The sequence below is a fragment of the Simplicispira piscis genome, assembly GCF_054783455.1.
This window is the reverse complement of record NZ_BAAGQN010000032.1, coordinates 19766-30196: the sequence shown is the minus strand read 5'-3', so window position 1 is coordinate 30196 and position 10431 is coordinate 19766. Positions and strand designations below refer to the sequence as shown.

The following is a 10431-nucleotide window of genomic DNA, read 5'->3' as shown; positions in this document are numbered from 1 at the left end:
TCAAGCGCTCTCGCAGCAAGTTCCCAACAAAAAAAATGCCAGTCAGGGCTTAACTGACTGGCATTGGCCTTGGAGGCGGTTTTTTGTTGTGGCGGCCGGCCGGGCTTAGTCCGACAGCCTCCTAGGCGCGAAGCCGCAGACAGTGTTGCAGCACGGCAAGGCGAAGCAGCGGTTTAGAAAGTAAATTACCAGCGGGCGCGCAGCTTGTCGTAAGCGAAGGTGCCCAACTGGCGGTGCGCCGAGGGGCTCAGGTACACATTGTCGGCAAACACGTAGGAGTCTGCACTGGTGCCAGGCACCAGCGTGGACGCGGTGCACAGGGCCGAATTGACCTGGCCGACACCGATCCCAATGCCGTTGCCCGGATCGACGGAGGTGCAGGCAGCCTTCTGCGCATAAGAGAACGAAAAAGCCGCAGGCGTCGAGGTGAACACGTTCACGTAGTACGCCGTATCGATATACAGCACATGGGCGCCGAGGTCGTTGATGGCGATGAGCAGAGATTCGTTGAACCGGCTGCTGGCCTCGCTGAGCAGGGATTCTTGGCCGGTCGTCAGGCCCCAGGGGGTTTTGCTGAGGTCGTAGGTGCCGGACACCACCACATGGGGGGCGCCAGCTTTCACCAGGCGGAGGATCTGCGCCGCCAGATCCTTGCCGTTCTGGCGGGCCTGCGCTACATAGTCGGTGGCGCTCAAAGTGCCGGCGCGCACGGCAGCCATGCCAACGATGAGGTCGCTGATGCCGCCATTGAGCAGCACGATATCGTTGGCAGCAAAGGTTTTGCTGGCCAAAAAGCTGTCGATTTGCGCGGTAATCGTGGGAGTGCTGGCATCCCCTGCGGCATCGGGCTGGGCGGAAATGCGGGCATTGCCTTGCGCATAGCTCAGACCACCGGCGGACACCGGTGCCAGCGTCTTCTGGTAGTGGGATGCCACTTGCAGCGTCCAGTTGTTCACGGTGCCGTTATTCACCGTATAGCGGCTGCCTTTCTGGCCGACATCGCTGTAGGCGTCTCCAAACGCAATGAACCGATCGGGCGTGATCGCCGATTCGGTGGTACTGGAGCCGCAGGCCGCCAAAAGTACGGCCGACGCACATGCGGCGACCAGGGCGGTGCGGCGCATCCAATTTGCTGCCATGGTGTGTTCTCCAATCAGGGTTTGCTAGTGTAACGATCTGGCCGCGAGCCCATCAGGCAGCCGCAGCCCGCTGCAGTCGGTCGCGCACGCCTTCCCAGGGGGGCGTGTCGGGCGGGGTTTCGATCCAGATGAGGCGGGCGCCCGCATCGTCGAAGCTGCGCAGCACCGCAAACAGTTGTTGAGCGGTCGCTTCAGGGTCTTCGGGCATGCGGCGCAGCAGCACCTGGCGCGATGTGCTGCGCAGTGCTGCACGCGCATACACCGCCAGGTGTGCGGCATCGGCGCCCAACAAGTCCAGGCCCGTCTGCAGTGCTTTGGCATTCATCAGCCGCACCGTCGCCGTGGGCGCGTAATGCGCCTCCAGGGTGCCCGAGGCACGCGGTGTGAGCGTCGGCAGTTCATCCCGGGAAAGGGGGCGCAGGCCGCAGGCAGCTTCGATTTGTTCGCGGGTGATGGCACCAGGGCGCAGCAGCACGGGGACGCCCCGTGTGCAGTCGACGATGGTGCTTTCAATGCCCACGGTGCAGGGGCCTCCGTCCAGCACCAGCAGGGCTTCGCCCAGTTCGTCCTGCACATGCTGCGCGGTGGTGGGGCTGACGCGGCCAAAGCGGTTGGCGCTGGGTGCGGCCAGGCCCCACACGGGTGGGGCACCTGCTTCGTCGTGCGCAGCACACGCTGCCAGCAGCGCGTGGGCTACGGGGTGGGCGGGGCAGCGCAGGCCCACGCTGTCCTGTCCGCCCGTGGCCGCCGTGGCTGCGCCGGGCAGGCGCGGCAAAATTAACGTGAGCGGGCCGGGCCAGAAAGCATCCACCAGTGCCTGGGCAAAAGCGGGAACATCGCGTGCGAAATGCGTTATGCCGGTGGCGTGGGCCACATGGACGATGAGCGGGTGGTCGTTGGGGCGCCCCTTGGCCGCAAATATTTGCGCCACAGCAGCGTCGTTGGATGCGTCGGCCGCCAGGCCATAGACCGTTTCGGTGGGCAGACCAACAAGGCCGCCACTGCGCAAGGTGCGGGCCGCGCTGGCAATGGCAGAGGGCAGGTAGCCATCCAGAATCATGTGCGTCTTCAGAACGGGGCAATGCCCAGCAGCGCCGCTGCCTGCAAGGCCGTGGCGCGCGCCGCAGCGGCCGTGGGCGCGGTGATGTTCAGGTGCCCCATCTTGCGGCCGTGCTTGGCCAGGCTTTTGCCGTACAGGTGCAGGTGCGTGCCCGGCAGGGCCAGCACCTCGGCCCAAGGGGGTGTCTGGGCCGTGTCGCCGTGGGCAAACCACAGGTCGCCCAGCAGGTTCAGCATGACGGCGGCGCTGTGCTGGCGCGGCTGCACCAGCGGCAGGCCGGCCAGCGTGCGCACTTGCAGTTCAAACTGCGACACATCGCAGGCGTTCTGGCTGTAGTGGCCGCTGTTGTGCGGGCGCGGGGCGATCTCGTTGACGACCAGGCTGCTGTCCTGCAGCACAAAGAACTCCACGCACAGAACGCCGACATACTGCAGCTCTGTTGCTATTGATTTCGCAGCTTCTACCGCTTGACTGGTAAGCGCTGGAGGCATATTTTCTTCATAAACCTCGGTGACGGCGAGGATGCCGTCCCGGTGCAGGTTGCGCTGTACGGGCAAATGGACAATGTCGCCATCCTGCCCGCGCGCCACGATCACCGAGCATTCCAGCGCCAGCGGCAGCATTTTTTCGAGCACGCAGGGCACCTGGCCGACCGATGCCCATGCGGCGGCCAGTTCGGCGGCGGTTTGCACGCGCACCTGGCCCTTGCCGTCGTAGCCCATGCGGGCCGTTTTCAGAATCCCGGGAATGAGTGATGCCCCCACGCTCCCCACTGCGTGTGGTTCGCTGCCCCCCGAGGGGGCGCTCGCTTGCTTGGGGCGGCCCGGCGCGGCGCTCGTATCCGCCGACACGGCGGCCAGCTGTTCGGCTGTTTCGATCACCGCATAGGGCGCGCAGGGCACGCCGCAGCGCACGAAATGGGCCTTCTCCTGGGCGCGGTCCTGCGCCACGGCCACGGCACGCGCGGCGGGTGCCACAGGGCACTGCCCGGCCAGCGCGGCCAGCGAGACGGCGGGCACGTTCTCGAACTCGGTGGTCACCGCGTCGCACAGTGCGGCCAACTGGGCCAGGCCATCGGGATCTTCGTAGCCGGTCTGGATGTGGTGGTGGCTCACCAGCCCGGCCGGGCTGGTGGGGTCCTGGTCGAGCACGGCCGTGAAGTAGCCCATGGTCTGCGCGGCATGCACGAACATGCGGCCCAGCTGGCCGCCGCCCAGCACTCCGAGGGTGCTGCCGGGCGCAAGCGGGTGTATGGGGTGCGCGGTCATGCGGCGGGCGGCAAGGCCATGGCGCGTGCCGCTTCGGTTTGCGCAGTGCGAAAGGCCTCCAGGCGCTGGCGCAGTGCGGAGTCTTCATTGGCCAGCAATGCCACGGCAAACAGGGCCGCGTTGGCCGCCCCGGCGGTGCCGATGGCGAAGGTGGCCACCGGAATGCCCTTGGGCATCTGCACAATGCTGTGCAGCGAGTCCACCCCTTGCAGATGGCGGCTGGCCACGGGCACGCCCAGCACGGGCACGGTGGTTTTGGCGGCGATCATGCCCGGCAGGTGGGCGGCGCCGCCCGCACCGGCAATGATGGCCTTGAGGCCCCGGCCGCACGCGGCCTCGGCGTAGGCGAACATGTCGTCGGGCATGCGGTGGGCCGAGACCACGCGGGCCTCGTGCGCGATGCCGAATTGCTGGAGAATCTCCACTGCGTGCTGCATGGTGTCCCAGTCGCTGCTGGAACCCATGACCACACCGATCTGGATGGGTGTCATAGTGTGAGGGGCAAAGCGCCATACTGGGCCGCCTGCCGCGAGTGTGAACCCGTGATTTTACTTTTTGCAGCCCGCTGCTTGAAAGGGGCCATTGCCACATGATCGACATCACCGTAGAAAACTTTGAAGCCGAGGTCGTTGCCGCCTCCATGACTGTACCCGTGCTGGTGGACTTTTGGGCGCCCTGGTGCGGTCCCTGCAAGTCCCTCGGGCCCGTGCTGGAAAAGCTCGAAACCGAATATGCAGGCCGTTTCAAGCTCGCCAAGGTCGACTCTGACCAGGAGCAGCAGCTCGCCGCCATGTTCGGCATCCGCAGCATTCCCACCTGCGTGCTGCTGATGAACGGCCAGCCCGTCGATGGCTTCACGGGCGCGCTGCCCGAGGGCAAGGTGCGCGAATTCCTCGACAAGCATGTGCCCAGCGCCGAAGAAGCCCTGGCCGAAGAAGAGGAAGAGCAGGCGCTCGATGCGCTGGCCGAAGGCGACACCGATACCGCGCTGGAAAAGCTCCAGCACGCCGTCGCCACCGACCCGGCCAACGACGATGCGCGCTTTGACTACGTCAAGCTGCTGCTGCAGCTCGGACGGGACGACGACGCCAAGGTGGCCTTCGCCCCGGTGATCGCCAAGGCGCCCGGATCGCGCAAGCTGGGCGCCCTCAAGGTCTGGATGGATGCTCTTGATTTTGTAGCTGTTAACGATTTTGGGGCGGACGCTGGAGCCCAGTTTGATGCAAAAATCACCGCCAACAAGCGCGACTTCGAGGCCCGCTTTGGCCGTGCGCGCTGGCTCATGGTGCAGCAGCGCTGGCAGGACGCCATGGACGAGTTGTTGGAAATCTTGATGCGCGACAAGGCCTGGAGCGACGAGGCGGCACGCAAGGCCTATGTCGCCATCCTCGAAATCATCGAGCCGCCCAAGGTCAAGGTGGCCGACGGCCAGATCCCGCCCGAAGACCCCGTGGTGGCCACCTACCGCCGCCGCTTGTCCAGCGTGGTGCTGAGCTGAGTCGCGCCGTCCCGGTCAGGCGACCCGCTGGGGGCGCTGGCCGGGCTGTGCGTGCTGGCCCTCGGTCGCCAGCACGCGCGTGGCGTTGAGGCTGCGGATCGGGATGGACATGTCCTGTGGAATGCCGCCCGACAATTGCAACGCCATATAGCGCCCGCAGCACACCCGCAAAAAGGACGCAAAGTTGTCCACGCTGCCCCGTTCGGCCAGCAACTCATCGTGCAGCCGGGCGCACAGCTGCGGCACGCTCATGCCGTCGCGCGCGGCAATTTCTTCCAGCACCTGCCAGAACAGGTTCTCCAGCCGGATGCTGGTGGCCACACCATGCAGCCGCACCGAGCGGGCGCGGCAGGTGTAGAGAGTGGGGTCGGCGCTGATAAAGACCCGGCACATGGCGGGTATCTCCAGGGGGCAGAAGGCAAGCGCCATCTTGCGCGCTTGCCCAGGGGCGTGCAAGCGGGCAAGCCCGGGAGGGCTGGAGGGCTCGGCCTCTCAGTGTGTGATGCGCGTACCCAGCACGGCCAGAAACTGCGCAATCCAGTCCGGGTGTGCGGGCCAGGCCGGGGCGCTGACCAGGTTGCCGTCGGTGTGGGCCTTGTCCACGGCAATGTCGGCATACCGGCCACCGGCCAGCTCCACCTCGGCGCGGCAGGCCGGATAGGCCGAGCAGCTGCGCCCCTTGAGAACGCCCGCGCCCGCCAGCAATTGCGCGGCGTGGCAGATGGCAGCCACGGGCTTGTTGGCCTCGAAGAAGTGCTGCACCGCCGCGACGACCGCCGGATAGGTGCGCAGGTATTCGGGCCCGCGCCCGCCGGGCAGCACCAGTGCGTCGTAGTCCTGGGGTTTGACGTCGGCAAAGCTCGCGTTGAGGGTGAAGTTGTGCCCCGGCTTCTCGCTGTAGGTCTGGGCGCCCTCAAAGTCGTGGATCGCGGTCTTGATCTGCTCGCCCGCCTTCTTGTCGGGGCACACGGCGTGCACCTGGTGGCCTACGGCCAGTAGCGCCTGGAAGGGCACCATGGTCTCGTAGTCTTCGCAGTAGTCGCCACAGATCATCAAAATTTTTTTCCTGGCCATGCGTGTCTCCTGGGTTGTGAAAAGGCAGCACCCATTTTTCCGGCATATGCGCCGGGCGTGGTGTTAGCCGGTTACTACAACCAGGATTGAACGCAGTGCTGCTGCACTGCGATGGCAGATCAGCCCGTCAGCCGCTCCAGCGCTTCGCGGTACTTGGCGGCCGTCTTCTCGATCACGTCCTGCGGCAGGCGTGGGGCCGGGGCCGTTTTGTCCCAGGGCTTGTTGCTGCCCATCTTGGCCTGCTCCAGCCAGTCGCGCACGAACTGTTTGTCGTAGCTGGGCGGGTTCTCGCCGGCAGCCAGTGCGGCGGCGTAGCCTTCCACGGGCCAGTAGCGCGAGCTGTCGGGGGTGAGTACTTCGTCCATCAGCACCAGCGTGCCATCGGGCGCCAGGCCAAATTCGAATTTCGTGTCGGCAATGATCATTCCCTTGGCCAGGGCGATCGCGGCGGCCTCCTTGTAGATGGCGATGCTCAGGTCGCGGATCTTTGTTGCCAGCTCAGGGCCGATCATCTCCACCGTGCGCTCGAAGGTGATGTTCTCGTCATGCTCGCCCGCCGCAGCCTTGGCCGCCGGGGTGTAGATGGGCTCGGGCAGTTGGGCCGCGTTGGTCAGACCCGGGGGCAGCGGCACGCCGCAGACCGACTGGCTCTCCTGGTACTCCTTCCAGCCGCTGCCGGCCAGGTAACCGCGTACCACCGCTTCGACCGGAATGGGTTGCAGGCGCTGCACGAGCATGGAGCGGCCGCGCACCTGCGCCGCTTCTTCGGGGCTCACCACGCTTTCGGGATCTTCGCCCGTGAGGTGGTTGGGGCAGATGTGGCCGAGTTTGTCGAACCAGAACAGCGCCATCTGTGTCAGCAGTTCCCCCTTGCCCGGAATGGGCTCGCCCATGATCACGTCAAACGCCGAAAGGCGGTCGCTGGCCACCATCAGGATGCGGTCATCGCCCACAGCGTAGTTGTCGCGCACCTTGCCGCGTGCCAGCAGGGGCAGCGAAGCCAGGGCGGAGGTATGCAGGGCGGGAGAGCTGGGCTGGGTCATGGTGTGGGCGCGCGCGGGCGCAGCGAAATGGGATGTTCGGGGAGGGGTGGTTTTTGACGGGCCGCAGGTTGCGGCAGAACCCGATTTTAGGCGATGAGGGCGCCTTCATCGGATGGCGCTGGCCTTTGCTGGCGATCCGCGTAGCGGTCAACCGAGCCATTGTGCGCGCTTTTTAGGGCCTTGGCACCTGGCGAACCATAACCCGCCAAAGCAGGTCGGTATCGCATTGCTTTTGCCCCCGGCCAAGGGCATAGTGAAAGCACGGTTGTGGCGCGTGCCACGGGCCGAGCCGCCCTACAGGACGGCGTTCTTTCACCGAGTGACACAGGAGACTTGTATATGAATCTGACGATCAGCGGTCACCACCTCGAAGTAACCCCCGCCTTGCGCAGTTACGTCACCTCCAAGCTGGACCGGATCACCCGGCATTTCGACCAGGTGGTTGATGTGAAGGTGCTGCTGTCTGTGGAAAAGCAGAAGGAGAAGGAAAAACGCCAGCGTGCTGAGTGCAACATTCGCGTCAAGGGAAGCGACCTGTTTGCCGAAACCGCCCATGCCGACCTGTATGCCGCCGTGGATGAGCTGGTCGACAAGATGGATCGGCAGGTGGTGCGTCACAAGGATCGGCTCCAGGATCACCACTCCGATGCGCGTCGTCGTATGGTTGCATGACGGATCTGCCGTCTCGCCGGGCCCTCGCGTCCGGCTCCGGTCAACCGCCTGCAAAGGCGGTTTTTTGTGCGCCGTACACCATTTTTAAGGGCAGGAGCCAAGCGGTGCATAATCGGCCCCCTAAATTGCCATGAACCGTCTTTCCTCCATTTTGCCCGCAGCCCAAGTGCTCGTGAGCGTTGACGCCACCAGCAAAAAACGCGCTTTTGAAGAAGCCGGTCTGCTGTTTGAAAGCCTGCATGGCCTCTCGCGTGCGTTGATCACCGACAGCCTGTTTGCCCGTGAACGGCTGGGCTCCACCGGCCTGGGCCATGGCGTAGCCATTCCGCATGGTCGCATCAAGGGGCTCAAGGCACCGATGGCGGCGGTTTTCCAGCTCGCGCAGCCCATCGGTTTTGATGCGCCCGATGAGCAGCCCGTGGGCCTGCTCATCTTCCTACTGGTGCCTGAGGCGGCTACGCAGAAACACCTCGAGATTCTCTCGGAAATCGCAGAGCTTCTCAGCGACGGTGTGCTGCGCGAGAAGATCAAGGCCTGCACCGATGCCACCGAATTGCACGGCATGATCGCCGGCTGGCAATCCGCCCAGACGGCCTGAAAACGCTGGACGCTGCTGCGCTGCCGTGAAACCCAATGTTGTCAGTGCCGATGTCCTCTTCGAGGAATTTCGTGGCCACCTGAAATGGGAATGGATCGCTGGTTTGGGCGCCTCAGAGCGGCGCTTCGACGAAGTGGCGGTGCGCTCGGCCCGCTCAGGCGCCGACTTGGTGGGCTACCTCAACTACATCCATCCTTACCGCGCCCAAATTCTGGGGGAGCGGGAGATCACTTACCTCTCCAACGCCACGCCCGAAGATTGCCAGCGCCGTATTGCGCGCATCGTGACGCTTGAACCCCCGGTGCTGGTGCTGGCCGACGGCCAGACCGCCCCCGATGCGCTCATCTCCATGTGCGAGCGGGCACAGATTCCGATGTTTGCCACGACCGAATCGTCGGCTTTCGTGATCGATGTGCTGCGTGCCTTCTTGTCCAAGCATTTCGCCGACCGCACCACCATGCACGGCGTTTTCATGGACATCCTGGGCCTGGGGGTGATGATCACCGGTGAATCCGGCCTGGGCAAGAGTGAGCTCGGGTTGGAACTGATCTCGCGTGGCCAGGGCCTGGTGGCAGACGATGCGGTGGACCTGTTTCGCATCAACCAGACCACCATTGAGGGCAAGTGCCCCGACCTGCTGCAAAACCTGCTGGAAGTGCGCGGCATTGGCCTGTTGGACATTCGCGCCATCTTTGGCGAGACAGCGGTGCGTCGCAAGATGCGCCTCAAACTCATCGTGCACCTGGTGCGCAAGGAAACGTTGGAGCGGGAATACGAACGCCTGCCCTATGAGCCCCTGACCCAGGATGTACTGGGGGTACCAATTCTCAAGGTGGTGATTCAGGTGGTGGCAGGGCGCAACATCGCCGTGCTGGTGGAGGCTGCAGTGCGCAACACCATTCTCCAGCTGCGCGGTATCGATACCTACCAGGAATTCGTCGACCGGCACCGCCGCGCCATGGAGCAGGGCTGACCTTGCCCTTGCGGCCGTCGGTTTAGCGGTTGCTGCGGGTCTTGGCGCACTCGGCGCAATGTCCGTACAAGGCCATGGAGTGGTCTTTGACCACCCAGCCCTTGGCTTTGGCGACCATCTGCTGGCGCTTCTCGATTTCCGGATCGTAGAACTCTTCAACCTTGCCGCATGCGGTGCAGATGAAGTGGTCGTGGTGCTTGCCTTCATCCAATTCATACACGGCCTTGCCGCTTTCGAAATTGCTGCGGATCAAGATGCCCGCTTGCTCGAACTGTGTGAGCACCCGGTAGACAGTGGCCAGACCGATGTCGGAACGCTCCTCCAGCAGCACGCGGAATACATCTTCAGCCGTCATGTGGCGCTGCGCACCCTTCTGGAAGATTTCGAGAATCTTCAACCGGGGCAGGGTGGCCTTGAGTCCTGTGCTTTTGAGTTCGTCGATGTTCGTCATGGCAGATCCGTGGTGCGCCGCATACCAGGGCGATGGGCTCATGGGGGCGCCAGGGCCCGGAGGCCTGCCGCTACAATGGGCCGATCATATCCTCAAGCTTTTTGCCATGTCTGCCCTAGCCCATCGCAGTGCCCGTCTGGGGTTTTTCCTGTTGATCGGCGCCAGTCTGGCTGCCTGCGGCAGCTTTGACGGTGCCAGCAGTCGGCTGGTCAGCGTGGTCACGCCCTACCGTGTGGATGTCGTGCAGGGCAATTTTGTCTCGCGCGAGCAGGTTCAGGCCTTGCAGCCCGGCATGGGCCGCCAGCAGGTGCGCGACATTCTGGGCACCCCCCTGGTGACCAGCCTTTTCCATGCCGACCGCTGGGAGTACGTTTTTACGCTCAAGCGCCCTGGCGTGGATGCGCAAACGCGCAAGCTCACGGTGTTCTTCAAGGGTGATGCGCTGGAGCGCCATGAGGGCGACGAAATGCCGACGGAGAGTGAGTTTGTTGCGGGTCTGGACGCTCGCAAGGGCAAGCATGCCGTGCCCGTGCTGGAGGCGACCGAGGCGCAGTTGGCCAAATTCCCCGCGCCTGCGGCTGACAAGGCGGCGCCTGCCCCCGCTGAGCCCGCACCCGCCCGCCGCTACCCGCCGCTTGAATCCACCGCACGTTGA

The 10431-nt window shown here is 64.5% G+C and carries 13 protein-coding genes; 5 read left to right on the top strand and 8 right to left on the bottom strand.

Translation table 11 applies throughout. The features are described 5' to 3' along the window. Positions 1 to 185: 185 nt before the first annotated feature. The 4 genes from ACYVOC_RS18250 to purE are packed head-to-tail and all read right to left on the bottom strand — an operon-like array spanning position 186 to position 3958. Positions 186 to 1139 carry an SGNH/GDSL hydrolase family protein gene (locus ACYVOC_RS18250; RefSeq protein WP_116005204.1) on the bottom strand — a complete coding sequence of 318 codons (954 nt, stop codon included), beginning with the start codon at positions 1137 to 1139 and terminating at the stop codon, positions 186 to 188. A gap of 52 nt (positions 1140 to 1191) precedes the next feature. After that, positions 1192 to 2199, bottom strand: coding sequence for an L-threonylcarbamoyladenylate synthase (locus ACYVOC_RS18245; protein WP_116005203.1), 1008 nt, complete (start codon positions 2197 to 2199; stop codon positions 1192 to 1194). An 8-nt stretch (positions 2200 to 2207) separates the two neighbouring features. Further along, positions 2208 to 3467 (bottom strand): 5-(carboxyamino)imidazole ribonucleotide synthase, encoded by a 1260-nt coding sequence (locus tag ACYVOC_RS18240; protein WP_116005202.1) that lies wholly within the window; start codon positions 3465 to 3467, stop codon positions 2208 to 2210. Continuing rightward, positions 3464 to 3958, bottom strand: a complete 495-nt coding sequence (purE, locus tag ACYVOC_RS18235; RefSeq protein WP_116005201.1) for a 5-(carboxyamino)imidazole ribonucleotide mutase — start codon at positions 3956 to 3958, stop codon at positions 3464 to 3466. Before purE ends, ACYVOC_RS18240 begins: the two co-directional genes overlap by 4 nt. A gap of 98 nt (positions 3959 to 4056) precedes the next feature. On the opposite strand from purE, the gene trxA reads away from it, so the two are divergent. After that, positions 4057 to 4965 (top strand): thioredoxin, encoded by a 909-nt coding sequence (trxA, locus tag ACYVOC_RS18230; RefSeq protein WP_461162703.1) that lies wholly within the window; start codon positions 4057 to 4059, stop codon positions 4963 to 4965. A gap of 15 nt (positions 4966 to 4980) precedes the next feature. Here trxA and ACYVOC_RS18225 read toward each other — a convergent pair whose 3' ends face one another. From ACYVOC_RS18225 to ACYVOC_RS18215, 3 genes are all read right to left on the bottom strand, one after another. Next, complete coding sequence (locus tag ACYVOC_RS18225) at positions 4981 to 5358, bottom strand: ribbon-helix-helix domain-containing protein (protein WP_461162702.1); 378 nt, start codon at positions 5356 to 5358, stop codon at positions 4981 to 4983. Between the two features lie 99 nt (positions 5359 to 5457). Further along, positions 5458 to 6039: a DJ-1/PfpI family protein gene (locus ACYVOC_RS18220; RefSeq protein WP_116005199.1), complete on the bottom strand. Its 582-nt coding sequence runs from the start codon at positions 6037 to 6039 to the stop codon at positions 5458 to 5460. A 119-nt stretch (positions 6040 to 6158) separates the two neighbouring features. Next, positions 6159 to 7082 carry a phosphoribosylaminoimidazolesuccinocarboxamide synthase gene (locus ACYVOC_RS18215; RefSeq protein WP_116005198.1) on the bottom strand — a complete coding sequence of 308 codons (924 nt, stop codon included), beginning with the start codon at positions 7080 to 7082 and terminating at the stop codon, positions 6159 to 6161. Positions 7083 to 7421: 339 nt separating this feature from the next. On the opposite strand from ACYVOC_RS18215, the gene hpf reads away from it, so the two are divergent. From hpf to hprK, 3 genes are all read left to right on the top strand, one after another. Continuing rightward, positions 7422 to 7754, top strand: coding sequence for a ribosome hibernation-promoting factor, HPF/YfiA family (hpf, locus tag ACYVOC_RS18210; protein ID WP_116005197.1), 333 nt, complete (start codon positions 7422 to 7424; stop codon positions 7752 to 7754). A 130-nt stretch (positions 7755 to 7884) separates the two neighbouring features. Then, positions 7885 to 8352 (top strand): PTS sugar transporter subunit IIA, encoded by a 468-nt coding sequence (locus tag ACYVOC_RS18205; protein WP_116005196.1) that lies wholly within the window; start codon positions 7885 to 7887, stop codon positions 8350 to 8352. A gap of 25 nt (positions 8353 to 8377) precedes the next feature. Continuing rightward, entirely contained in the window at positions 8378 to 9325 is a 948-nt protein-coding gene (hprK, locus tag ACYVOC_RS18200; protein ID WP_116005195.1) for an HPr(Ser) kinase/phosphatase, read from the top strand. A 22-nt stretch (positions 9326 to 9347) separates the two neighbouring features. Here the strand turns inward: hprK and fur are convergent, their stop codons facing one another. Continuing rightward, on the bottom strand, positions 9348 to 9776 hold the full coding sequence (fur, locus tag ACYVOC_RS18195) for a ferric iron uptake transcriptional regulator (protein ID WP_116006176.1): 429 nt from the start codon (positions 9774 to 9776) through the stop codon (positions 9348 to 9350). Between the two features lie 106 nt (positions 9777 to 9882). Here fur and ACYVOC_RS18190 point away from each other — a divergent pair, with 106 nt between their 5' ends. Continuing rightward, entirely contained in the window at positions 9883 to 10431 is a 549-nt protein-coding gene (locus ACYVOC_RS18190) for an outer membrane protein assembly factor BamE (RefSeq protein ID WP_116005194.1), read from the top strand.